Origin of the sequence: Mesorhizobium sp. WSM3873 (assembly GCF_001672445.1) — a bacterium.
GTDB lineage: Bacteria > Pseudomonadota > Alphaproteobacteria > Rhizobiales > Rhizobiaceae > Mesorhizobium.
Genome location: NZ_LYTM01000015.1, coordinates 94,119 through 117,211, shown reverse-complemented (window position 1 = coordinate 117,211; position 23,093 = coordinate 94,119). Strand labels below are relative to the sequence as shown.

Below are 23,093 nucleotides of genomic sequence, written 5' to 3'. Positions count from 1 at the left end.
GCGCCGACGCTGATGGCGGCAATGCCAATTCGGATGGCGGCAACGCCAATTCGAACGGCGGCGACTCCGAATCGTACGGCGGCGGCGCCCTCGGCGCAGGCTGGGGCGCTGGTACGGGCTCGGGCTCGGGCTCCGGCACCGGCGGCGCCGGCGGCACGGGCGGTGCTGGCACGGGCGGTGACGGATCCAGCGGTGACGGAACCGGCGGCGCGGCCACCAGTGGCGACGCTTACGGCGGCGACAGCCTCGGCGGCTTCGCAGCGGCCTTTGGTGGTGACGGTGGCCATGCGCTGAGCGGCGCCTGGGCTGACGGTACCGGCGGCGACGCCACCGGTGGATACACCGCTTCCGGCTACGGTGGTGCCGGCGGCGCTGGCGGCCAAGCCTTCAACGGTGACGGCGGCACCGGCGGCGACGCTGGGATGTGGGGCTCGCAGAATGGCGATGACGGCTACGTGACCGGCACGAGCCACTCTTCGGCCGACGGCCTGATCGACGTCAGCGCCTTCAATCAGCAGATCGTGATGGGCGCCAACCTTCAGGAAAACCTGGTCGACCAGACCGTGGTTGGCGGCAACTACCACAACACGCTGACTGGCGAGGACGCCGGCGACCATACCGGTACCTGATCGATGTCACACGACTGATTTCGTCACGAAATCAGACAGCTTGGGACTGCGCGGAGTTTCCGCGCAGTCCTTCCATCCGGGAGACATGCCGCCCCGACCGAGCGCGAATGATCTCAAGATACGGAGGCTACCGTGTACACGATGCAGCTGGACAAGATGACCGAGGTCATCTCGCATTTCATCGGCATGTTCGAGATCTCGGTCGAGGAAGCACGGCAGCTAAAGACCTACGACGAGTTCAAGATTGCTGCGGCCACCACGGAAGAAACTCCCGACCTTCCAAACACGAATGTCAACGTCAAGGCGCCTTATACGCTCGACGATTTCGATCCACACGTTCCGTATATGGGCGTCAAGCCGGACCTGGTGCTGAACACGGTCAGTTCGAGCTTCTGGTACACGCCGCCCGAAATCGTTCAGCACGGCCATCTGAGCCCCGGCCATCATCACTTCCATCTGCCGCATCTGCCGGCTTTCGGTGGCGGCATGGTCCTGCCAAACATCGAACCTCCAGGCGCGATCGCAGCCTACATCAACCAGGAAATCCGCCTGTCCGACAACGACTATGTCGGCGCCGGCGGACATGGGCTGATATTCACGCCCGCGGCGGTCGACGACAGCAGCCATCTGGCCTCGCTGATGAACGCGGCGGCGGACGTGTCGCCGATCGACGATGTGACGTTGCTGGGCACTCCCGACGACATGGCGGCCGCGGTGGTGACCATGGGCGAACGCATCGCCGCCTACACCGAGGACCCGAGCGGCGAAGCGAACGTCTTCGTCCTGCACCCAGACGCGACTTCCGGCTCGATCTTGGGAACCTATGTCAACGGCCAGCTGGTCGACGATGCCGACGCGCCGAAGGCGGAGGACCACATCAATCTCCTCAAGGAACAGCACCAGGATGACGAGGTTGCCAGCGCTGGACCCGACAAGGACGACTACAACACGCCGCCGGATTCCTCCGATTTCATGTCGGGCTGGGGCAACGGCCTGCTCAGCCCATGCGTTGAACTGGACACCGGCACCAACACGCTGATCAATTCGGCCGTGCTGACCAACAACTGGACGACGACATCGGTCGTCGCCACTGTCGGCAACAGCTATGAAATCAATGCCATCATCCAGATCAACGCACGCTGCGACACGGATATCGCAAGCTCCTCCCTGAATGGGTGGAAGCTGGGCAACGCCCCCGACGAGGCCTTCAACATCGCCGCGTTCAAGCACATCGACCCGTCGGCCGGCAGCGTGGCGCCAACCGCAGCGGACGGTTTCCCCGCCGCCTGGGTGGTGACGCAGGTCACCGGCGACCTCATCATCACGAACTGGATCCAGCAGTACTGCTTCATGACCGACAACGACACCACGGTTATGTCCTCGTCGGGTGTCAGGACCAGCGTGAGCACCGGCGACAACACGGCGATCAACGACGTGTCGCTGAACGAGCTCGGTCACTACTACGACCTGATCATCATCGGCGGAAACATCTACGACGCCAACATCATCCAGCAGATGAATTTCCTGATCGACAACGATCTCATCGGCGCGGTCGATGGTTTCCAGACATCCGGAGAAGGCTCCTACTCGACCGCCGGCAACCTGCTCTGGAACGATGCGACGATCATCAATGTCGGCGGCCAGAACCACTATGAGGCCTTGCCGACGTCCTATCTTCAAGCGGCCCAGGACTTCGCGGCCGGCAAGGACGCCGGCCCTGGCGACATACTGAACGACCCAGCCTTCGCCGGTATCGGCGCCTTGCGGGTTCTCTACATCTCCGGCGACCTGCTCAACGTGCAGTATGTGTCGCAAACGAACGTGCTGGGCGACAGCGATCAGGTTGCCTTGGCGATGAACCAGTTCGTCGCCCATCCCGAGGCGGAATGGACCGTCACCACCGGCGGTAATCAGGTGGCGAACTTCGCGGGGATCATCGACGTCGACGGAACCGACAAGACCTATGTCGGCGGCGAGCACTATTCGCAGGAGATCCTGATCCAGGCCGACATCATCTCGAGCGATCCTGAACTCGGCGGACAGAATCCGGACGCGCTGGTCAACGAAGCGATCGCGTTCCTGGCCGACGATGCGGGCGCCGACGACACGCAGATGGACCATTTGATAGTCCCGACGCCGGATCATGTTCAGGCGGACGGCGTGCAAACAATATTGGGCTGATCCGGGAACCGGGGGATACAATGACCGATGATCGCGACCTGCCTTGGGACACGTTTGCCGAAGACCTAGAGGCGGCGATGCAGGAGGACGACCCGGGATCGTCGAGTTCCGCGGTGCCTCGCAAGACGCTTTCGAACGCCCTGCGGCAGCATGAGCAGGCGATCGACCGGACCATCAAGACAATCGACAATGCCGTCGGCCAGTTTTACGATGCAGTCCCCCATCGCGAAGTAAAGGCCGGTCAGGACCGACCTTTGCCGCAGGTCGACGGCCGGAGCGCAGTAACCAGTCAGCCGAAACCAGAGCAGGCCACAGCGCCCCTGCCTGCGCACCAGCCAGCGAGAACCCCTGCATCGACCAGCCCGGCTGGGCAGGCGGACGGGGGCGGCGTGGTCAGGCAAATCGTCACGCCTCCCACAACGACGAATCCACAGGTCAGCGAAGCGAAGGCGGCCGCGGCCGGCCCCATCAAAATCGCACCCGCCTTGCAGGAGGGGCGAACCGAGGAAAGAGCAAATCCAGTTCTGCAAACGACAGGCGGGCCACCGAACCTGCCCAACGAGATGGGCGCCAATGCAGGGCATCCTCCGGCTTCTTCCGCAGCGCCCAAACCCGTAGCCGCCGTTGACATACCGAACTTCATGGCGCAGCGCCAACTGTGTAAGCCGGAGCCGGCCCCGCAGCCAAGCCAAAGTTCCATCCCCGGCACCACACGGGCGCGTTCGACTGTCGCACCTGAGCCGCTGCCGCCAACGCCAACATTCCAGACGCGACCGGCCGAGTGGCAGGGGCCAGCTTTGACGGCCAAGAAACCTGCTGCTCCGCCTTCAGCCGCCGTTGCAAAAAGTGAGCCGGTGGCCACCGAGCCTCCCGCGACGACAGCGCCGACGATCGACAAACTGAATGTCCCGGCGGACGCGGCGTCGCCTAGGCCACAGCCTGTGCCCCAACGGCCAGCCGAACCCACGCCCAAGCCGATGCCAGCGGCCGAAAGGCAGAATATCCAGGCCAATGCAGCGCCGCCGAGGCCACAGCCAGCGGCCCAACGGCCGGCCGAACCCACGCTCAAGCCAATGCCAGCGGCCGAAAGGCAGAATATCCAGGCCAATGCAGCGCCGCCGAGGCCACAGCCAGCGGCCCAACGGCCGGCCGAACCCGCGCTGAAGCCAATGCCAGCGGCCGAAAGGCAGAATATCCAGGCCAATGCAGCGCCGCCGAGGCCACAGCCTGTGCCCCAACGGCCGGCCGAACCGCAGGCCAAGGTCGCGCCCGACGAGCCAGCCAAGCCGTCGGTAACCGAGATGAAAGACGCGGCAAAGTCGCCCGGCATGATCACCATCGAAGGCGACACTGGTCCCATCAAGACGCAGCAAGGCGGATCTCCCCCAGGAGGTGTCGACGACAAGGGCCGGCGCGGCGGTGGTGGCGGCGGGGGTGGCGGCGCTTTCCACAAGCGCCTCGGCCCGGTCGATTTCGGCGCTTCGCTCAGGGCCGGATTGAGCGCGGTCAGGAAAAACCTGCTGATCGTCATGCTGTTCACGGTCGCCTGCAACATACTGGTCCTGGCGATCCCGATCTATCTGTTCCAGATCTCGGATCGCGTTCTCACCAGCCGTTCCCCCGACACGCTGGTGATGCTGACGGTGGTGATCGTCGGCGCGGTGATGCTGCAGGCGATGTTCGATGCGCTTCGCCGCTTCATCCTGATGCGCACGGCCGTCGAGATGGCGGCCCAATTGGGTGCGCCGATCCTCAGCGCGGCGGCCAGAGCCTCGCTTCACAGCAACGGCAAGGAGTACCAGGTCCTGGGCGACCTGCAGCAACTGAGGACCTTCCTGACCTCCGGCACGCTGCTGTCGTTCCTCGATGCGCCGATGGCTCCATTGATGGTGCTGGTGGTGTTTCTGATCCACCCGCATCAGGGCTTCATCGTCATGACCTCGGCGGTGCTGCTGTTGATCATCACGCTTCTCAACCAGCGCGCGACGGCCGCGACCTTCGGCGAGGCGAACGCGCACCAGAGCAAAGCCAACATCCATCTCGATTCGATGTCGCGCAACTCGCAGATCATCAACGCGCTGGCCATGATCCCCGAGGCCGTGAAGATCTGGGGCAAGGACACCGCAAACTCGCTCAGGGCGCAGGTGATCGCACAAGACCGCAACATCGTCTTTGCCTCCATGTCGAAGGCCGTTCGGCTGCTGACCCAGGTGACGATGCTTGGCTGGGGCGCTCATTTGGCGATCGAAGGGCATCTCACCGGCGGCATGGTCATCGCCGCATCGATCATCGCCGGCCGGGCGCTCGGCCCGATCGAAGGCGCCATCGAGGGCTGGAACCACGTCGTGCATGCCCGCGCCGCCTATGGCCGGATCGCATCGCTGCTGCAATCGTCGCCGCTCAATTTCGAGCGGTTGAACCTGCCGCGTCCCGAGGGCCGTCTCGACGTCGAACGGCTCCTGTTCGTGCCCCAGGGAACGAAGCGGGTTGTGCTGAACGGCATTTCGTTCGCGCTCTCGCCGGGCGATTCGCTGGCCATCATCGGCAATTCGGGCGCCGGCAAGACGACCTTGGGCAAGATGCTGGTCGGGTCGATCCTGCCGACGTCAGGCAACGTACGGCTGGATCTGATGGATCTTCGCAACTGGGATCCACGCCAGTTCGGCGAGAATATCGGCTATCTGCCCCAGGATGTTCAGCTGTTCCCGGCGTCGATCAAGGCCAACATCGCCCGTATGCGTGACGATGCGACCGACGCCGAGATCTACCAAGCGGCGGCGCTGGCCGACGTTCATGAGATGATCTCCACCTTGCCCCACGGCTACGAGACCTTCGTCGCCGCCGACGGAGCGCCGCTTTCAGGCGGGCAGAAGCAGCGCGTCGCGCTTGCGCGCGCCTTCTTCGGCAATCCCCGCCTGGTGGTGCTCGATGAGCCGAATTCGAATCTGGATTCGGCCGGAGACGCGGCACTGGAACGAGCCCTCCAGCACGCCAAGGAAAACAAGATCACGGTGATCACCATCACCCAGCGGCCATCGCTGCTGAAGAGCGTCGACAAGATACTGCTGCTTGTCAACGGCACCGTCGCCCTGTTCGGCATGCGACAGGAAGTGCTGCAGGCCCTTGCAAACCGGGGCTTGAGCATCGAAGGCGGCTCGTTCGGCCATCAGATCCAGTAGCGGGGCCGCAAAGATGACGACCGACATCGCAAAAGTTCACGACATACAGTGGTATTCCGAGGTGCCGCGCTCGATCTGGAAGCAGACCGCATTTGGCGCGCTGTTGATCACGGTGGCCTTCGGCGGCTTCGGCACCTGGGCTTTCACGGCGCCGCTCGCGTCCGCCATCATCGCCCAGGGCAGCTTTGTCGCAACCGGGCAAAACAAGATCGTCCAGCATCTCGAAGGCGGCATCATCAAGGAAATCCTGGTCAATGAAGGCGACCATGTCAGCCTCGACCAGCCGTTGATAAAGCTCGACGAGACCGCCGCGCAGACCAACGAACGGCAATTGTTCCTGCGCAAGGCGCGGCTCGAAGCGATCGCGGCCCGGCTGAATGCCGAGGTGCAGGGCAGCGGCAAGATCCGATTTCCCGCGATCATCCTCGACAACCGGTTCGATCCAGAGGTCTCCCCGATCATGGAAAGCCAGCAGGCCAACTTCGAGGCCGCGGAACGAAAGCGCGACAGCGACATAGCGCTGTTCGACCAGAACAAGAAGGCCATGGAATTCCGCAACGAAGGCATCGAGGAGCAGATCTCGTCGGTGCGCCGGCAACTGCAATTCCTCAAGGAGGAATATCAGGGCAAGCAAAGGCTCCTCGAGCAGGGCCTGATCCGCGGCACCGAGGTAAAGGCGATCCAGCGCGCGATGGCCGACGCCGATGGCCAGATCGGCAAGATGGTGGCGGAAGTCGCCGAGAACCGCGAACAGATCGTCAGGTTCGAGCAGCAGATCACGCAGACCAAGGATACCTATCGCCAGGCGGCGCTCCAGGAACTGCAAAGCCTGGAGGCCGAACTGGACGCCGTGCGAGAAAAGTCGCGCGAGGCGGAGAACGTGCTTCGCCGCGTGACCATCAAGGCTCCCGAGCCCGGCACGATCATACGCATGTACTATCACACCGCCGGCGGCGTTATCGAGAGCGGCAAGGCGATCCTCGAGATCCTGCCCTCGGACGTGCCTCTCGTCATCGAGGCCCAGGTGCCCCGCACCGACATCGACAACATCAAGGTCGGGCAGCAAGCCTCGATCCGGCTGATCGCTCTCAATCGCCGCACGACGCCGGTTCTGGAGGGCGAAGTCTACTATGTCTCGGCAGATGCGTTGCCGGAGATGAGCGGCCCCACGCCCAAGGAAGTCTATCTGGCGCGCGTGCGCGTGCCGGCAAGCGAACTGGCAAAGGTGCATGGTTTTACGCCGACCCCGGGTATGCCCGCCGAGATCCTCGTCGCGACGGAGTCGCGCACATTCTTCAGCTATCTGACGAAGCCGATCGCCGACAGCATGGCGAGAGCCTTCATGGAGCAGTGAGACCTACGAACAGGCAACGATTTCGGGGGAACCATGCAGATCGACGTCATCACGAAACGGGAGGAGCTGAACCGGCTCAGAAAGAACTGGGATGATCTCTACCAAAAGGATCCCGAAGCGCAGTTTTTCCTCTCCTGGACGTTCCTGTCGTCCTATATGCGACGCTATGAAGACGCCTGGTCCGTCCTGGCGGCACGCTCGGGGCCGCCAGGATCTTCCTATGTCGCCCTATTGCCTCTGCGACTGCGCACCAGGCTGAACAAGAAGACCGGTATCTGCCACAACGAGATCAACATGGCCGGCAACTACGCGGCCGACTATGCCGGTATCCTGTGCGCACCGGGCTTTGCCGAGCGCGCGATCCCGGCTCTTGCCAGGCATCTTCTGAAGATGAACTGGGCCAAGCTGCATCTCGAAAATCTGCGCATGTCGGAGAAGCGACGGCGCCTGCTCATCGACAACCTTGCCGACAAGCGGCTGACGGCCCACAAGATGCCGCGCGTCAACAAAACCGACAATGTCGACAATTGCATCTGCCCGGCCGCCGCACTGCCAGGCGATTGGGACAGCTATCTCGAACAAAAGACCAGCCCGAACACGCGCCAGAAGATCAGACGCTTCCTGCGCAAGCTCGATGGATCCGGCGAGTTCCGCATCACCCATGCCGACGCCTCCACGATAGATCGCGACATCGGCATCATCCTCGAAATGTGGCGGATCAAATGGGCGCCGCGGAAGGGCAACCTCCTGCCTGGCCTAGTCAGGTCCAACCGGATCCTGTTCAAGGACGCCTTCGAAAGCGGAACGCTGTTCCTGCCGATCCTGTGGCAGGGCGACAAGCCGCTCGGGGGCCTGGCATTCCTGGTCGACCGGGTCAAAAAAACGATGCTGTTCCATCTCGCGGGACGCGACGAGACCGCGAACGACATCCCGTCCGGGCTCGTGCTGCATGGCTATTGCATTCGTCATGCGATCGAACAGGGCTTCCGCAACTACGACTTCCTGCGCGGCAACGAACCGTACAAGTACTCCTACGGCGTGGAGGAGACCACCATCCATTGCGTCCTGATCAAGACCAGGACCGGTCGCAATCTCGGCGACCGGATCGACGAGAGGTCCGTCGGGAGCGTGCTGGAGCAGGCGACCAAATTCCACGAAGCAGGCAACCTTGCCAACGCCGAAAATGGCTATCGCCAGATCTTGGAGGTCAACCCTCGCCATCCGCGCACGCTTTACGGATTGGGCCAGCTGCTGGCCGCCAAAGGCGACCACTGGTCGGCGGCCGATACTTTCGGATCGCTCGTGGAGATCGCACCGAAATCGGTCAAGGCTTGGTCAAGGCTTGCCGTCGAACTTCAGCTGCTCAGCCGGCACGCGGACGCCGCCGACGCCTTCCGCAAATTGCTTGAGCTCAATCCAGACCTGTCGGGGGCGCGATATGGTCTTGGCCGCAGCCTCGCGCAGCTTAGCCAGGTGGATGAGGCCACCAGGGTGCTGAGCGCCGTCGAGGACAAAGCCGACCCAATGCTTCGCGCCAAAATCCGTCTACAGCTGCGAAAGCTGAAGTCGGACGTAAGTCCGTGCTACATAAAACTGGAGCCGGCAAACGCAGGCGTCTCCAGACTGGAGCGGATGGACGCCTAGCCATAGCGACGCAACCCGGAGATTCGCTTCTGGTGCGTGCACATGCTGCTATCGGATTTGAACTAAAGGGTTGGATCTGATCGGTGTTGGGGGCGAACGGCGCGAGTCTATCCAGGTCCGCCGTTCCGATGAACGACGTCGCTGGCCCTCGGAACGAGCAGCAGGAAGAGACGACAAATTTCGCGCCACACAATCAAGCTGCGTTTGCTATTCTTGCGTATCTTCGCGCGCACGCGAAACGGAAAAATCGACTTTAGCGTTCCTTGCGTCCTAACCTGCTGTTTGTCTGTGGCTTTCAGTCAGCATCCTCCGGCCTCTACCGTCCCTTGCGCATCGAAGCTCGACGGCGGGCGCGGTCGATAGAGATGTTGCTGGGCGCGCATCCGTACGCCGCCGCGTATCTGCGCCTGCCCATCGCCCGCAGCCGGCATCGAGACTTATTACATTTTTGACCTTCGGCTCGAAAGCAGGAGGGGGGAACGACTGGGCAACACCGTGGGACTTTCCGTGGGACTTTGCGTGCCGAACTCTGCCAATGTACGCCGTTCGTTCCGCTCTTCCATTTTGGGGCTTGCTCAAAATGGTTCGGAACCCTATGGGGATGCCGTTCGGAGTGTAGCGCAGCCTGGTAGCGCACCTGATTTGGGATCAGGGGGTCGCGTGTTCGAATCACGCCACTCCGACCAGTTTCCTGAACATCCTAGAGCCCGCGCTTCGGGAACCCTGTCGGCCTTCAGAAGTTCTGTTGCCATGGCCGACACTAAAAGGACCCCCACCATCGCCCGCATCTGGCGCGGCCGGACCTTGCCGGAAAAAGCCGACGATTATGAAGCTTACAATTACGAGACCGGCATCAAGCCGCTCATCGAAAAGGCACTCGGCGTCCAGACATTTCGCGAGGACACGGCGACCCATTCCGAGTTCGTGACGATCTCCTATTGGGAGAGCATCGAGGCAATGGCGCGCTTCACCGGCGGCGGGCCGACCCAGGTCCACCACCTCGACCGCGACGCGGAATTCCTGATCGAGCTGCCGAAGAGCGTGCAAGTGCTGCGCTTGCTCACCAGCCATGGCAAGACGGGCTGAAGGTGTCCAGCATCGAGCAACGGCTTTGATCTCTGAAGGGAGCCTTCGGCGTGGAACCGAGTAAACCCGCCGGGCGAGTCCCCAACAACCTCGAGCCCGGCGAGCCTACAACCCGATCTGCAATGTGACCGGGACCGGGATCAACCGGCGTCTTCCGCGCTGCAAGATGGATGCCAGGGAAGTGGCTCGAAATGGGACAGCCACGATCGTCCCGCAACTCCGGACGGAAAACCGCTACGCGCTTTTCCCGGAGTTGCTCTAAACTCCGGGCAAACGGGGCAAGGGGGACTCTGGATGCCTATTCTCGAGGCGCTGCTGTCGCTGATCGGCCCGGCCTATTTGGCCTATTATGGCTTCGCGGTTCCGGTGGCGGTCGCCTGGGCAATCCTGTGCGCTGCTCTGTGGGTTTGGAACAACCGGCCGAGCAAGAGGCAGAATGGCAGCGTCGCCCTGTCGCGGATCGGCAGCCTGGTGTTCTTCGTCTTTGTCGCCTCATGCTACGTGGCAGCGCATACGGGAGTCTATCTGCTGGCTCGGCATCTGGCCGGATTATGGGCGTAGAGAGCGCACAATCCCGGAACAGCCTTCCTCGACATCCTAAATATCGAACTCGCCCTGGCCCTCGTCCATGGCGCTGACGGTCTCGGCGGCGAGCGCTCGGGTGATCGGCGTCTTGCGCTCGAGAGCGGCGCGGTCGAGGCGCTCCACGACCCGCATGGCAGTCGCCAGCGAGCGTTCGATGCGCCGCACCAGATATTGCACGACATGCGGCTCGACCTCGACCTGGCGGTCGGCGAAGAGCTTGGTGATAACGCCGGCGAGCAGCAGGTCGTCCGGCTCGTGGATCTCGATGGTCGCCGCCGCTTTCAGCCGCGAGATGAGGTCCGGCAGCGCGACGCGCCAGGCCGAGGGAAAGCGCCGCGCCGTCAGAAGCAGCGTGGAGCCGGCGCCGCGCACGGTGTTGATCAGGTGGAACAGGCCTTGCTCGTCGATCGGGAGCTTGTCGATGTCGTCGATCAGCGCGGGGCTCGCGCCTAGCCCGCCAATGTGCTCGCCGATGTGATCGGGAGCGATGGCGACAGCGTGCGCATGCGCTTGCCAGATCTGGGCGAGATGCGTCTTGCCGGACCCGGGAGGGCCGGCGAGCACCACCACCGGCGCGGGCCAGTCCGGCCAGCGGTCGACCAGTGCTGCGGCCTGCGCGTTGGCCCCGGAGACGACGAGCTCGTCGCGCGAGTAGCCGGTACCGTGGCCGAGATCGAGCGGCAGCTGGCGCGGTGGACCGGTTCGTTCGCCAGCCATTTCAGCCACGCGGCGGTGAGCGGTGGCCGCCGCCGCGATCCGCCGGCAAAGGAGGTGCGGGCTCGGTGGCATGGCCGTTGTAGAGCGGCGATTCGAGGTAGCGGGCAATCGCAAAGCGCACCAGCACGGCAATGGCCGCCGAAGCCGGCACCGCAATCAGCAGGCCGACGAAGCCGAACAGCGCACCGAAGGCAAAGAGCGCGAACATCAACCAAACCGGATGCAGTCCGACGCTTTTGCCGACCAGCCTCGGCTGCAGGATATTGCCCTCGATGAACTGGCCGACGAAGAACACGCAGGCCACCGCCACGATCATCGTCCAATCCGGCCAGAACTGGACGAAGGCGACGCCGACCGCCAGCACCAGCCCGGTCAGCGAGCCGACATAGGGGATGAAGGAGATCAGCCCGGCGAAGAAGCCGATGAGGATGGCGAAGTTCAGCCCCGTCAGCGTCAGGCCGGTGGCGTACATGGCGCCCAGCACAAGGCAGAGCGTGCCCTGCCCGCGCACGAAGCCGGCGGTGGCGGTGTTGATCTCGCGGGCAAGCGCCCTGACCGTCTCGACGTAGTCGCGCGGAACCCAGCTGTCGACCACGGCCACCATGCGGTCCCAGTCGAGCAGCATGTAGAAGGCCACGACCGGGGTGACGACGAAGAGGCTGACCACCGAAACCAGCGCCACGCCCGAGCTCCAGATCGAGGTGAAGACGGTGGTGAGCAGCCCGAAACCGGTGGTGAGCAGCGAGTTCAGTCCGTCGCGCAGGCTGGCCGCGTTGACGCCAAAACGCTGCTCCAGCCACTTCGGGTCGAAGCTGGTGATGAGCGACTGCAGGCGGGTGAGATATTCCGGCAGCTTGCGCGCGAAATCGGCCATCTGCGTGGCCAGCACAGGCACCAGGATAACGAAGGCGAGCACCACGACGACGACGAAGGCAATGAGGATCACCACCGTCGCCATCAGCCGGGAGAGGCCGAGCCGCTGCAGCCGATCGGCCACCGGATCGAGGAAATAAGCGAGTACCATGCCGGCGACGAAGGGCAAGAGGATGCCGGAGAAGACATAGAGGAACAGCGCCAGAAGCACGGCGACGATCAGCCAGAACGCGATCTGCCGGCGCAACGCGGTCGAGGCCGCGGCCGTCCAGGCTTCGCCGTCAGGTGTCCGTGCTGGAATTGCCCGACTTGGTGTTGCTCGTCCGGGAGCCTTCGCCATAGCCACTCATATGCCTTAGCCAGGCCACGAGATAGGCCGCGGCCGAAGCCACGGTCAAGACCCCGGAGAGCAATATGAGCGCCGGCCGGAGCGGATAGAGATGCATGGAAAAGGCAAGCTCGCCCAGCACAAGCGCCGCCAGCGCGATCTGCACGGCGGTGTTCACCTTGGAGACCAAGAGCGGCTTCATCTCGACCGGCTGCGCCATCACGCTGGACAAAAGCACGGCGCAGACGATCAGCGCGTCGCGCGAGACCATGGTCACGACAAGCCAGAGCGGCAGTTCCCCGGCATAACCCATGACGACGAAGACCGAGACCAGGAGAAGCTTGTCGGCGACCGGATCGAGATAAGCGCCGAGCCGCGAGAACAACCGGTAGCGGCGAGCGATGAAACCGTCGATGCCGTCGGAGATGCCGGCGACGAGGAAGCCGGCAAAGGCCCAGTCCCAGCGCGCCTGCAGCATGGCCAACACCACGGCCGGCACCAGCAGCAGCCGCATGATCGTGATCATGTTGGGTATGGTCACGTGATGTCCCGTCATGGGTTTTGTTGGAAGATAGTTGATGGAGATGAGAGGTGCGCGCAAGGGAGGAGTTGCTGATCTCCCCTCTCGAGGGGGAAGATGGCCGGCAGGCCAGTCGCCTCACGCGTCGATCGCCGACCTCCATCTCTGGCGCACTAGGCGCTGGAGCTCCACGCGAGGCGACCCCCCTCTGTCGCCTCCAGCGACATCTCCCCCTCAAGGGGGAGATTGGCTCTCACGCGCCTTGCCCCCCGAAACCATTCATGCGATGAGCCCGCAATGGAAACAGGGATGAGCCGAAGATGAGCAACGGCGACAAGGCCAAGCGCAAGAACGGGCTCACCTATGCCGAGGCGGGCGTCGATATCGATGCCGGCAATCTCATGGTCGAGAAGATCAAGCCGCTCGTGCGCGCGACGCGCCGGCCGGGTGCCGACGGCGAGATCGGCGGCTTCGGCGGCCTGTTCGATTTGAAAGCCGCCGGCTTCACCGATCCGGTGCTGGTCGCGGCCAATGACGGGGTCGGCACCAAGCTCAAGATCGCCATCGATTCCAGCAAGCACGACACCATCGGCATCGACCTCGTCGCCATGTGCGTCAACGATATCGTCGTGCAGGGCGCCGAGCCGCTGTTCTTCCTCGACTATTTCGCTACCGGCAAGCTCGATCCGGACCAGGGCGCGTCCATCGTCGGCGGCATCGCGCAAGGCTGCCGGCAGGCCGGCTGCGCGCTGATCGGCGGCGAGACCGCCGAGATGCCCGGCATGTATCACGACAAGGATTACGACCTTGCCGGCTTTGCCGTGGGCGCGGCCGAGCGCGGCCAGTTGCTGCCCACCGACGACATCGTCGAGGGCGACGTGCTGCTTGGCCTCGCGTCCTCCGGCCTCCACTCCAACGGCTTTTCGCTGGTGCGCCGCATCGTCGACGCCAGCGGGCTCGGCTGGAGCGATCCGGCGCCGTTCAACGATGAGCTCAGCCTCGCCGAGGCGCTGCTCGAGCCGACGCGCATCTATGTGAAGTCGATCCTGAAGGCGATCCGCAACACGCATGGCATCAAGGCGCTGGCTCATATCACCGGCGGCGGTTTTCCGGAAAACATTCCGCGCGTGCTGCCCAAGGATTTCTCCGCCGAGCTCGACCTCGAAGCGATCGACGTACCGCCGGTATTCTCGTGGCTCGCCAGGACCGGCGGCGTGGCGCCGCAAGAAATGATGCGCACCTTCAACTGCGGCATCGGCATGATCCTCGCCGTTGCTTCCGGCCAGGCGGCGCAGGTGGCGGCGGTGCTGCAGGAAGCCGGCGAGACGGTGACGCCGATCGGCCGCATCGTGCCGCGCCGCGACGCCGGCGTCATATACCGGGGCTCGATCGAACTATGAGCAGGAAACGCACGGTCGTCCTGATCTCGGGCCGCGGCTCCAACATGACGGCGCTGATCGCGGCAGCCAGCGACCCGACCTATCCGACCGAGATCGTCGGCGTCATCTCCGATCGTGCGAACGCCGCGGGCCTCGGCCTCGCGCAGTCGCGCGGCATCGCCACCAAGGTGATTCAGCGCGCCGACCATCCGAGCAAGGACGCACATGACGCTGCGATCGATGCCGCGCTTACCGGCTTCGGCGCCGAGATCGTGGCTCTGGCCGGCTATATGCGCATCCTCGGCCGCGGCCTGGTCGAAAAATGGCAGGGGCGCATGGTCAACATCCACCCTGCCCTTCTGCCTGCCTTCAAGGGGCTGGACACGCATGCGCGGGCCATCCGCGCGGGCGTGCGCATCCATGGCTGCTCCGTGCATTTCGTCACGCCCGAGATGGATGACGGGCCGATCATCGCCCAGGCCGCCGTGCCGGTGATGGTCGGCGACAACGAGGACACTTTAGCCGCGCGGGTGCTGAAGGTGGAGCACCGGCTCTATCCGCTGGCGCTGGGGCTGGTCGCCGAAGGCAAGGCGCGCATGGAAAAGGGCCACACCGTGCTTGCCCATTTCGCCGACGACGCCGACAACGCCACTTCAGTGGTGATGGCGCCCGACCCGCTGCGCGAGGAAACCGACCTCGAACAGCTGGCGCGCATCACGCCGTAGGACTGCCATGGCGACGCCCAGACAACTCCTTGTGCTGCGCCATGCCAAGTCGAGCCGGGACGATCCCAAGCTCGCCGATTTCGACCGTCCGCTTGCCCCGCGCGGGCTGAAGACGGCACCGCTGATCGGGCGCGAGCTTTCGCGGCGCGGCTGGCTGCCGGATTTGGCACTGGTCTCGCCGGCGCTGCGCACCCGCGACACCTGGCGGCTGGTCGCCGCCGAATTGCCGAAGCATGGGCCGGCGGAATTCGCCGAGGAGCTCTACGAGGGGGCGCCGGCCGCCATCCTGGCGTGCGTGCGGCAGGCGAAAGCCACCAGCCTGGTCGTGATCGGCCACAATCCCGGCCTGCAGAATTTCGTGCTGCGGCTCGCCGGCACCGGATCGGACGAGGGCGTGTTCAAGAAAGTCGAAGCGAAGTTTCCGACGGCGGCGCTGGCCCGGTTCACGGTGAAGGAGGATTGGGCGAAGCTCGACTTCGGCGGAGCGCGACTGACGCATTTCGTCAGGCCGAAGGATTTGGAATAGAGCGCCTCTGTGCGCAGCCGGGCCTATAGGCACGACACAAGCCGGCCTGCGGATAGCCGGCTCCATAAAAGCAGAGCGGCGGGACAAGCCCGCCGCTTTGAGATCTATCGAGGATCGACCGTCTAGTGGTTGCCGAACAGGTCGCGGTCGCTGCCCTGGGTGACGGGCTTCTGGACATTCGCATCAGACTTCTTGACCGAAGCGGTGTACGAGGTGTCGACCGAAGCAGCCGGCTGATTCGCATTGGCCGAACCGTAGTTGTCGGAGCCGGCGAAAGCGGCACCGGTGGCAACGAGAAGGGCAGCGGCGGTAAGAGCGATCTTGGTCATTTCAGTTACTCCGAAATTGAGGGGGGATGTTGGCAAGGTTGCCCTGACAGGCCGGTTAGTGGTTGCCGAACAGGTCGCGGTCGGCGCCCTGGGTAACCGGCTTCTGAACATTCGCGACCGACTTCTTGACCGAAGCGGTGTACGAGGTGTCGACCGAGGCGGCCGGCTGGTTGGCATTGGCCGAACCGTAGTTGTCGGAACCGGCGAAAGCGGCACCGGTGGCAACGAGAAGGGCGGCTGCGGTAAGAGCGATCTTGGTCATTTCAGTTACTCCAGATTTGAGAGTTGTGGTTCTGATCGGTTCGGGACGGAGGCCTAGCGGCCCCAAATGCCCTGGCCGGATTCCGGCTGGTTCTGATCGGGCGTGATCCTGAGATCGCGCTGCTCGAACTTGCGGATCGAACCGGTGATGCTGCGGTCGATGTTGTCGCCCGACCGCGGCGCAACCGACTGGGTGACGGCCGGCTGGTTGACGTTGTCGGAACCGTAATGGTCGCTGCCGGCGAAGGCGCTGCCCGTGGCAACGAGAAGGACCGCGGCGGTAAGAGCAATCTTGTTCATTTTAGGTACTCCAGATTTTCAAAATCCTGTCCGTCAAGTGGCGTGCCGTAATGGAAATTCGCGTCGCTCGGACCACCCCGAGATGGGTCGGTCCTGTTGCCATTTCCAATCACGAAGATGTGCAAATCGAACCGTTCGGTTCGACCTTGAAATCGCGTGAACAGCGTGGCTGCCACATTCTTTTGTTTGAATATCAACTACTTGCAGTATTAGCGGACGAGGTCTCACGGTCTGGACAGCGAGCCAGCGTTCACCTGAGTTACACGAACCGTCAACATAAATTGAACCGAACCGTTCGGTTTTATCCATCACGCGAGCGAATTGGGCCTCCAGGCCGACCGACGGAACCGATTTCAGCCGGCGTTTGCCTTGTCGGCGGATCGAGACTATCGATTGCTCTCAAACTTTCCGTTCGGACCGCCCGCCGCGCTTGCGAAAGCCCGGCGCCACCCGGATGGAGGCATTTGCCGAACAGCGATGGACGATGCGGCTCCTGCTTGTCGAAGACAATCGCGAACTGGCCGATTGGCTGAGCAAGACGCTGCGCCAGGCGAGCTACGTCGTCGACGTCGTACATGACGGCGAGGACGTCGAGCATGCGCTGGCGGCCGGCGACCACGCGCTGATCATCCTCGACCTCGCCCTGCCGCGCATGGGCGGGATGGAGGTGCTGAAGCGGCTGAGGGCACGCGGCAACCCGGTGCCGGTCATCGTGCTCACCGCCAACGCCAGTCTCGACGGCCGGGTGAAGGGCCTCAACGAGGGCGCCGACGACTATCTGGCAAAACCCTTCCAGATCGAGGAACTGGAAGCGCGCATCCGCGTGCAGCTGCGCCGCGCCAACGACCGGACAGCGCCCGTCATCTCCTGCGGCGACCTCGTCTTCGACACCAACACCAGGCTGTTCTCGCTCGGCGGCGCGGCGCTTTCGCTGACGCCGCGCGAACATGCGGTGCTGGAACAGCTGGTGGTCAAGGCGGGGCGCACGGTGAGCAAGGCGGCACTCTCGGCGGCGATCTACGACTTCGACACCGACGCCGATCCCAGCGCCATCGAGATCTACGTGCATCGGCTGCGAAAGAAGCTGGAAGGCTCGCGCGTGCAGATCGCCACCTTGCGCGGCCTTGGCTATCTGCTCCGTCATGAAGATTAGGTGCCATGAAGATTAACAGCCTCCGCCTGCAATTGCTGGCATGGGTGGTGCTGCCGCTTACCGCGCTGGTGACGGTCAATCTGTGGACCAGCCAGCGCAACGCGCTGGCGACGGCGGATCTGGTCACCGACCGGATGCTGGTCGGCTCGGCGCGCGCGATCGCCGAGCGGGTGGCGATGGCCGAAGGCGTGCTCGACGCCACCATTCCGCCGGCGGCGATCGAGATGTTCGACACCGGCGACCGCGACAGCGTCTACTACCGGGTCGAGACCGCCAACGGCCGGCTGCTGACCGGATATCCCGACCTCCCCCAGGCGTCGCAGAGCGGCAGCATCGAGGCTTCCTATCGCGATCGCCGGCTGCGTCTGACAACGCTCAGCCATGCCGTGATCGGCGCCGGCACGGATTCGCCGATCAGGGTCACGGTGGGCGTCACGCTCGCCGGCCATGACGCGATGGTGCAGCGGCTGTGGTTCAGCGCCTTTGCCCAGCAGCTGGCGCTGGTGGCGATCGCCGGCCTCTTCGTGCTGCTTGGCCTGCGCCGCGGGCTGGCGCCGCTGATGCGCCTGCGCGATACGGTGCGCTCGCCGGATCGCAGCGATCTCGACCCGGTCGAGGTGCCGGGCGCGCAAAGCGAGATCCGGCCGCTGATCGACGCGCTCAACGCCTATATGGAGCGCGTGCGGGCGCAGATGGCGGCGCAGCGCCGCTTCATCGCCAATGCCGCGCACCAGCTGCGTACGCCGCTGGCGCTCATGTCGACACAGGCGAGCTATGTGCTGCGCGAAAGCGCCGCCGACCGGCGCGAGGAGGCGCTGGTGGCTCTACAGGCAGGCTCCGGCCGGCTGGCGCGGCTGGCCGAACAGCTGCTCACGCTATCGCGCGCCGAGCCGGGCAGCCGCCGGCCGCGCGCCGACCGCATCGACCTCACCGAAGCCGCCCGCGAGGTGCTGGAAACACATGCGCCGAAGGCCGTCGAGCGCAACATCGATCTTGGGCTCGAGGAAGCCGGACCTGTTCCCGTCATCGGCGACGGCACCATGCTGCGCGAGATGATCGTCAACCTGGTCGACAACGCGCTGCGCTACACGCCAGCTGGCGGCACGGTGACCGTCAAGCTGGCCGCGATCGGTCGCGAGGGCGTGATGACGGTCACCGACACCGGTCCCGGCATTCCGGCCGAAGAGCGCGAGCAGGTCTTCGAGCGCTTCTATCGCATTGCCGGTGGTGCCGAGGAAGGCAGCGGGCTCGGACTCGCGATCGTACGCGAGGTGGTCGAGAATGCCGGCGGCAGCGTTGCGCTTGGCGAGGCCGCCGGCAGCGGGCTCAGGGTCGAGGTCCGGCTGCCGCTCGCCGCACCCCAGGACAGGCCGAGTGGAGCGGTCAGGTCCCCTGCTCGTTGAACGGCGCCGGGCGCCATTTGACGACGTAGTTCTCGAAGCGGGTGATGATGAACTCCACCACCAGCGCCATCACCGCCAGGATAATCATGGCGGCGAAGACGCCATTGGCGTTGAACGCGCCCTGGGCGGTCGAGATCAGCAAGCCCATGCCCTGCTTGGCGCCGAGGAACTCGCCGACCACGGCGCCGACCAGCGCGAAGCCAAAGCTGACATGCAGGCTCGCCAGGATCCAGCTCATGGCCGATGGGATGATGACTGTGGTGGTGATCTGGTAGGGCGAGGCGCCGAGGATCTGGGCGTTGGCGATCATCGCCCTGTCGGCCTCGCGCACGCCCTGGAAGGCATTGGCGAAGACCACGAAGAACACCATGACGACGGCCAGCGCCACCTTGGAGGACATGCCGAGGCCGAGCGCTATGATGAAGACCGAGCCCAGCACGACGCGCGGCACCGAGTTGGCGATCTTGATGTAGATCGAAAAGACATCCGCCAGGAGCTTGTTGCGGCCAAGGACGATGCCGGCGGCGATGCCGCCGACGGCGCCGATGGCGAAGCCGAGGAAGGTTTCCTCGAGCGTCACATAGATCTGCAGCCAGAGCGGCCCCTGCGAGGTGCCCTCGGTGACCCAGGACCAGATCTGCTCCCAGATGCCGGAGGGGCTTGAGAAGAAGAACGGATCGATGACGCCGTGATCGGCGCCAAGTTCCCAAAGAGCGAGGAAGACGATCAGGATGGCGAGCCGCAGGCCGATAACCAGGGCATGGCGGCGGCGCAGCCGCGCCCTCGCCCGGGCTTCCGCGGCGACGATCGAGGTCGCGCGGGCGGCTTGGTGAGAGGCTGGAGAGATGGCGGTCATGGCAAGTCTCCTTTCAATGGCCGGTCTGCAGGCCGCGGCTCTGGCCGAGCTGCACTTCCTCGCGCAGGTCGTTCCAGATCACCTTGGCGATCTCGATGAATTTCGGATCGTATCGGATGTCGGCCATGACACGCGGGCGCGGCAGGTCGATGCGGTAGACACTCTTCACCGTGCCCGGCCCGGCGGTGAGCACATAGACCTTGTCGGCCAGTGCCACCGCCTCCTCGAGATCGTGAGTGACGAAGACGACGGAGGATTTGAGTTCCGACCAGAGGCCGAGCAGCTCGTCCTGCATGGCGGTGCGGGTCTGCATGTCGAGCGCGCTGAACGGCTCGTCCATCAGCAGAATCTTCGGCTGGTTGATGAAGGTTTGCGCCAGCGCGACCCGCTTGCGCATGCCGCCAGAGAGCTGGTGCGGATAGTGTTTCTCGAAACGCGCAAGGCCGACGCGTGCGATCCAGTCGCGCGCCCGGTCATAGGCTTGCGCCTTCGGCGTGCCGCGATAGAGCGGGCCGGCGGCGACATTGTCGATGACGCTGCGCCACGGAAACAGCGCGTCCGCCTGGAAGACGAAACCGATGTCGCGGCTGATCTCGGTTACGGGATTGCCCATGACGCGGACATTGCCGGTCGTCGGCCTGAGCAGCCCGGTGACGAGGTTGAGCGTCGTCGACTTGCCGCAGCCGGTCGGCCCGACGACGCAGGCGAACTCGCCGCGCGCCACCGTCATGGTGAAATCGCGGATGGCCGTCATCATGTGGCCGTCGGGGGTGACGAAGCGCAGCGTCACATCGTCGATGGCGATCGCGGCATCGGCCGGCGGCGCGGCCGGAGACAATTTCTCGGCCGCCATGGTTTGCAACTGCATGGCACACTCCTGTAGCGATGGTGCGAGGATGGCTGGGGGCTCGAGCCCATGGGCCCGCCGCGCCTCGGTATCCGGAAAGGCGCCGCTGCCGAATTGATTCAGACAAGCGGCGCAACTTGTTGTTCTTCAACGACCGAGCCGGCAGGCCCGGCTCCCTGTCGGCGCTACTTGGCGGCGTCGACGAATGCCGTGGTATAGGTCTTCGACAGATCGATCTGCTTGCCCTGCAGGCTCTTCGAGAAGGTCGACAGCACCTTCAGCACCGTCTCCGGGCCATCGGCGGGCATGCGGCCGTCAGGCGTGAACATCGCCTTGCCGCCGGCCAAGCCTTGCACATAGAGGTCCTTGTTGCCGGCGTAATAATCCTTCGGCATCTGGTCCGCGATCTCTTCGGCCGAATGGCTGGCGATATACTTCATCGTCTTGACGAAAGCGTTGGCGAGCTTCTGCGCCTCGTCCTTATGGCTCTCGATCCAGGCGGACTGGACATAGAAGGATGCCGCCGGATAGTCGCCGCCCAGCGCTTCCCTGGTCTTTTCGGGCGTGCGCATATCGACCAACACCTTGGCCTCGCCGGTCTGAAGCAGCTTGGCGATGGTCGGCTCGGTGGTCATGCCGGCCTGGATCTGGTCCTGCTTGACGGCGGCGATGAAAGTGTTGCCGGCGCCCACCGGCAGCAGCGTGTAGTCGCCCGGCTTAAGGCCGTTGCGCACGGCAAGATACTGCGTCAGGAAATCGGTCGAGGAGCCAAGACCGGTGACGCCGAGCGTTGCGCCCTTGAAGTCGGCCGGCGACTTGATTTCCGGATGCTTGGCCGAAACCAGCTCGACCTCGCCCGGCGCCTGGCTGAACTGGACGATCGACTGGATGTATTTGCCCTTCGACTGCAAGTCGACGGTGTGATCATAGAAGCCGACGACGCCCTGCACGGCACCGGCCAGCAACTCATTCTCGGCCTCGACGCCGGCGCGGGAGTTGACCAGCTCAACATCGAGCCCCTCGTCCTTGAAATAGCCGAGCTGCTGGGTGAGCACGGCCGGCAGATAGATCTGCTTTTCCATGCCGCCGACGATGATGGTGATCTTGTCGGCAGCCGATGCCGCCGTGGCGCCCGCGGCGACGATGGCAAACGAAAGCACCGCCGAACGCAAGACGCACTTCGAGATGAAACCGGTCACGTAACTTCCTCCACCTGGGCGGTGTGCCACCAGGCCACGCCGCATTTCCTCCTTGCCGGCCCGCTCCCGGACCGATCCCGCGGCGAACGCCGCAAAACTGTCATGGCATGGCCAAGCTTTCAGCTGGCTTTCAGTCATTTTAGCGGCCGAAAGAGCGAATTCCGCAGCTATCGCTGGTCACGAAGCGGCGAAGCCAAGCACATCGCGCATGCCGTATTCGCCTGGACACTGTCCGGCCACCCAGAGTGCCGCCGCGATGGCGCCGCGAGCAAACATCGAGCGGTCGCCAGCCGAGTGCGAGAGCGTCAGCGCCTCGCTCTCGGCGAGGAAGCTGACGGAATGCTCGCCGATGATGCTGCCGCCGCGCAGCACGGCGAAGCCGATCTTGCCGGCAGGGCGTGTGCCGATAATCCCATTTCGAGCGCGCCGCGCCACTTCGTCCAGCCCGACGCCGCGTCCGCGCGCCGCCGCCTCGCCCAACATCAGCGCCGTTCCGGACGGCGCATCGACCTTGAAACGGTGGTGCGCTTCCAGGATGTCGATGTCGCAATCGTCAGCCCCAAGCGCCCGCGCCGCCTGCTCCACCAGCCCGGTCAGCATGTTGAGACCCAGCGAGTAACTGCCGGAGCGCACGATCGCGATCGATTTTGCCGCGTCGGCGATTGTCTCCAGCTCGGAAACATCGAAACCGGTGGAGCCGATCACCAGCGCCGGACCGCCGCGCGCCGCGCATGCCTGTGCCAGTTCGACTGACGCCGCCGGCGTGGTGAAGTCGATGACGACGTCGGCAAGCGCCAGCGCCTCGTCGCGCGCGACCAGCCCCTCGCCCGTGCTACCCGGTCGATGGAAGCGGGCGACAAGCTCCAGCCGCGGATCGACCTGCACCGCCTCCGTCATCTCCCGGCCCATGCGGCCGAGCGCGCCGGCGATGGCTATTTTCAATGGTTGTTGCGGCAAGGGATACCTCGCCCGTCGCTTCGCACCTTGCTCCGCCTTAGGGTGACGAAGCAACGGGCTTT

21 protein-coding genes, 1 tRNA gene and 1 pseudogene are annotated in these 23,093 nt (G+C 64.3%); 13 read left to right on the top strand and 10 right to left on the bottom strand.

Going from position 1 to position 23,093, the window contains the following annotated elements; genetic code table 11:
* The 8 genes and pseudogenes from A9K71_RS32905 to A9K71_RS13350 form a co-directional block, all read left to right on the top strand.
* Positions 1–629 (top strand): annotated as a pseudogene (locus tag A9K71_RS32905) (hypothetical protein); the annotation flags it as partial.
* Between the two features lie 132 nt (positions 630–761).
* Positions 762–2,810, top strand: a complete 2,049-nt coding sequence (locus tag A9K71_RS13380) for a type I secretion protein (protein WP_156752662.1) — start codon at positions 762–764, stop codon at positions 2,808–2,810.
* Between the two features lie 1,073 nt (positions 2,811–3,883).
* Complete coding sequence (locus A9K71_RS13375) at positions 3,884–5,989, top strand: type I secretion system permease/ATPase (protein WP_348626988.1); 2,106 nt, start codon at positions 3,884–3,886, stop codon at positions 5,987–5,989.
* A 13-nt stretch (positions 5,990–6,002) separates the two neighbouring features.
* The gene (locus A9K71_RS13370) at positions 6,003–7,343 is read left to right on the top strand and encodes an HlyD family type I secretion periplasmic adaptor subunit (protein ID WP_066995884.1); all 1,341 of its coding nucleotides are present in this window, start codon (positions 6,003–6,005) and stop codon (positions 7,341–7,343) included.
* Positions 7,344–7,376: 33 nt separating this feature from the next.
* A complete protein-coding gene (locus A9K71_RS13365) occupies positions 7,377–8,987 on the top strand; it encodes a GNAT family N-acetyltransferase (protein WP_066995881.1) in 1,611 nt (536 codons plus the stop codon).
* Between the two features lie 609 nt (positions 8,988–9,596).
* Positions 9,597–9,673: transfer RNA gene (locus tag A9K71_RS13360), tRNA-Pro, on the top strand.
* 64 nt (positions 9,674–9,737) lie between these two features.
* Positions 9,738–10,073 (top strand): hypothetical protein, encoded by a 336-nt coding sequence (locus A9K71_RS13355; protein ID WP_066995878.1) that lies wholly within the window; start codon positions 9,738–9,740, stop codon positions 10,071–10,073.
* A 294-nt stretch (positions 10,074–10,367) separates the two neighbouring features.
* On the top strand, positions 10,368–10,634 hold the full coding sequence (locus A9K71_RS13350; protein ID WP_066995875.1) for a hypothetical protein: 267 nt from the start codon (positions 10,368–10,370) through the stop codon (positions 10,632–10,634).
* A gap of 36 nt (positions 10,635–10,670) precedes the next feature.
* On the opposite strand, the gene hdaA is transcribed toward A9K71_RS13350, so the two are convergent.
* Genes hdaA through A9K71_RS13335 form a run of 3 tightly spaced genes read right to left on the bottom strand, consistent with a single transcriptional unit; the run spans position 10,671 to position 13,117 of the window.
* Positions 10,671–11,375 carry a DnaA regulatory inactivator HdaA gene (hdaA, locus tag A9K71_RS13345; RefSeq protein WP_066995872.1) on the bottom strand — a complete coding sequence of 235 codons (705 nt, stop codon included), beginning with the start codon at positions 11,373–11,375 and terminating at the stop codon, positions 10,671–10,673.
* 1 nt (position 11,376) lies between these two features.
* Complete coding sequence (locus A9K71_RS13340; RefSeq protein WP_066995869.1) at positions 11,377–12,588, bottom strand: AI-2E family transporter; 1,212 nt, start codon at positions 12,586–12,588, stop codon at positions 11,377–11,379.
* The gene (locus tag A9K71_RS13335) at positions 12,530–13,117 is read right to left on the bottom strand and encodes a CDP-alcohol phosphatidyltransferase family protein (RefSeq protein WP_066995921.1); all 588 of its coding nucleotides are present in this window, start codon (positions 13,115–13,117) and stop codon (positions 12,530–12,532) included. The genes A9K71_RS13340 and A9K71_RS13335 overlap by 59 nt, the downstream gene beginning before the upstream one ends.
* Before the next feature lie 299 nt (positions 13,118–13,416).
* Between A9K71_RS13335 and purM the strand changes: the two genes are divergently transcribed.
* Genes purM through A9K71_RS13320 form a run of 3 tightly spaced genes read left to right on the top strand, consistent with a single transcriptional unit; the run spans position 13,417 to position 15,726 of the window.
* Positions 13,417–14,496, top strand: a complete 1,080-nt coding sequence (gene purM / locus A9K71_RS13330; protein WP_066995866.1) for a phosphoribosylformylglycinamidine cyclo-ligase — start codon at positions 13,417–13,419, stop codon at positions 14,494–14,496.
* The gene (gene purN / locus A9K71_RS13325; protein ID WP_066995863.1) at positions 14,493–15,200 is read left to right on the top strand and encodes a phosphoribosylglycinamide formyltransferase; all 708 of its coding nucleotides are present in this window, start codon (positions 14,493–14,495) and stop codon (positions 15,198–15,200) included. The genes purM and purN overlap by 4 nt, the downstream gene beginning before the upstream one ends.
* Positions 15,201–15,207: 7 nt before the next feature.
* A complete protein-coding gene (locus A9K71_RS13320) occupies positions 15,208–15,726 on the top strand; it encodes a histidine phosphatase family protein (RefSeq protein ID WP_066995860.1) in 519 nt (172 codons plus the stop codon).
* 122 nt (positions 15,727–15,848) lie between these two features.
* Here the strand turns inward: A9K71_RS13320 and A9K71_RS13315 are convergent, their stop codons facing one another.
* The 3 genes from A9K71_RS13315 to A9K71_RS13305 are packed head-to-tail and all read right to left on the bottom strand — an operon-like array spanning position 15,849 to position 16,616.
* Complete coding sequence (locus A9K71_RS13315; protein ID WP_066995857.1) at positions 15,849–16,055, bottom strand: DUF680 domain-containing protein; 207 nt, start codon at positions 16,053–16,055, stop codon at positions 15,849–15,851.
* A gap of 55 nt (positions 16,056–16,110) precedes the next feature.
* Positions 16,111–16,317 carry a DUF680 domain-containing protein gene (locus A9K71_RS13310; RefSeq protein WP_066995855.1) on the bottom strand — a complete coding sequence of 69 codons (207 nt, stop codon included), beginning with the start codon at positions 16,315–16,317 and terminating at the stop codon, positions 16,111–16,113.
* 53 nt (positions 16,318–16,370) lie between these two features.
* On the bottom strand, positions 16,371–16,616 hold the full coding sequence (locus A9K71_RS13305; RefSeq protein ID WP_066995852.1) for a DUF680 domain-containing protein: 246 nt from the start codon (positions 16,614–16,616) through the stop codon (positions 16,371–16,373).
* A 484-nt stretch (positions 16,617–17,100) separates the two neighbouring features.
* Here A9K71_RS13305 and A9K71_RS13300 point away from each other — a divergent pair, with 484 nt between their 5' ends.
* Positions 17,101–17,769 (top strand): response regulator, encoded by a 669-nt coding sequence (locus A9K71_RS13300; RefSeq protein ID WP_066995918.1) that lies wholly within the window; start codon positions 17,101–17,103, stop codon positions 17,767–17,769.
* 5 nt (positions 17,770–17,774) lie between these two features.
* Complete coding sequence (locus A9K71_RS13295; protein ID WP_066995849.1) at positions 17,775–19,172, top strand: sensor histidine kinase; 1,398 nt, start codon at positions 17,775–17,777, stop codon at positions 19,170–19,172.
* Here A9K71_RS13295 and A9K71_RS13290 read toward each other — a convergent pair.
* From A9K71_RS13290 to dapB, 4 genes are all read right to left on the bottom strand, one after another.
* Positions 19,153–20,028, bottom strand: a complete 876-nt coding sequence (locus A9K71_RS13290) for an ABC transporter permease (RefSeq protein WP_066995846.1) — start codon at positions 20,026–20,028, stop codon at positions 19,153–19,155. The two genes, A9K71_RS13295 and A9K71_RS13290, sit on opposite strands and share 20 nt — an antisense overlap.
* Before the next feature lie 13 nt (positions 20,029–20,041).
* Positions 20,042–20,896, bottom strand: a complete 855-nt coding sequence (locus A9K71_RS13285) for an ABC transporter ATP-binding protein (RefSeq protein WP_066995843.1) — start codon at positions 20,894–20,896, stop codon at positions 20,042–20,044.
* A 164-nt stretch (positions 20,897–21,060) separates the two neighbouring features.
* On the bottom strand, positions 21,061–22,074 hold the full coding sequence (locus tag A9K71_RS13280; protein WP_066995915.1) for an ABC transporter substrate-binding protein: 1,014 nt from the start codon (positions 22,072–22,074) through the stop codon (positions 21,061–21,063).
* Between the two features lie 177 nt (positions 22,075–22,251).
* On the bottom strand, positions 22,252–23,031 hold the full coding sequence (gene dapB, locus A9K71_RS13275) for a 4-hydroxy-tetrahydrodipicolinate reductase (protein WP_066995840.1): 780 nt from the start codon (positions 23,029–23,031) through the stop codon (positions 22,252–22,254).
* Positions 23,032–23,093: the final 62 nt, after the last annotated feature.

Bases quoted from the DNA above. Each gene is read 5' to 3' on its own strand.
- A9K71_RS13375 (WP_348626988.1), top strand. From the start codon at position 3,884: ATGCCAGCGGCCGAAAGGCAGAATATCCAGGCCAATGCAGCGCCGCCG.
- A9K71_RS13370 (WP_066995884.1), top strand. From the start codon at position 6,003: ATGACGACCGACATCGCAAAAGTTCACGACATACAGTGGTATTCCGAG.
- A9K71_RS13365 (WP_066995881.1), top strand. From the start codon at position 7,377: ATGCAGATCGACGTCATCACGAAACGGGAGGAGCTGAACCGGCTCAGA.
- A9K71_RS13355 (WP_066995878.1), top strand. From the start codon at position 9,738: ATGGCCGACACTAAAAGGACCCCCACCATCGCCCGCATCTGGCGCGGC.
- A9K71_RS13350 (WP_066995875.1), top strand. From the start codon at position 10,368: ATGCCTATTCTCGAGGCGCTGCTGTCGCTGATCGGCCCGGCCTATTTG.
- hdaA (WP_066995872.1), bottom strand. From the start codon at position 11,375: ATGGCTGGCGAACGAACCGGTCCACCGCGCCAGCTGCCGCTCGATCTC.
- A9K71_RS13340 (WP_066995869.1), bottom strand. From the start codon at position 12,588: ATGGCGAAGGCTCCCGGACGAGCAACACCAAGTCGGGCAATTCCAGCA.
- purM (WP_066995866.1), top strand. From the start codon at position 13,417: ATGAGCAACGGCGACAAGGCCAAGCGCAAGAACGGGCTCACCTATGCC.
- purN (WP_066995863.1), top strand. From the start codon at position 14,493: ATGAGCAGGAAACGCACGGTCGTCCTGATCTCGGGCCGCGGCTCCAAC.
- A9K71_RS13320 (WP_066995860.1), top strand. From the start codon at position 15,208: ATGGCGACGCCCAGACAACTCCTTGTGCTGCGCCATGCCAAGTCGAGC.
- A9K71_RS13315 (WP_066995857.1), bottom strand. From the start codon at position 16,055: ATGACCAAGATCGCTCTTACCGCCGCTGCCCTTCTCGTTGCCACCGGT.
- A9K71_RS13310 (WP_066995855.1), bottom strand. From the start codon at position 16,317: ATGACCAAGATCGCTCTTACCGCAGCCGCCCTTCTCGTTGCCACCGGT.
- A9K71_RS13305 (WP_066995852.1), bottom strand. From the start codon at position 16,616: ATGAACAAGATTGCTCTTACCGCCGCGGTCCTTCTCGTTGCCACGGGC.
- A9K71_RS13300 (WP_066995918.1), top strand. From the start codon at position 17,101: ATGCGGCTCCTGCTTGTCGAAGACAATCGCGAACTGGCCGATTGGCTG.
- A9K71_RS13295 (WP_066995849.1), top strand. From the start codon at position 17,775: ATGAAGATTAACAGCCTCCGCCTGCAATTGCTGGCATGGGTGGTGCTG.
- A9K71_RS13290 (WP_066995846.1), bottom strand. From the start codon at position 20,028: ATGACCGCCATCTCTCCAGCCTCTCACCAAGCCGCCCGCGCGACCTCG.
- A9K71_RS13285 (WP_066995843.1), bottom strand. From the start codon at position 20,896: ATGCAGTTGCAAACCATGGCGGCCGAGAAATTGTCTCCGGCCGCGCCG.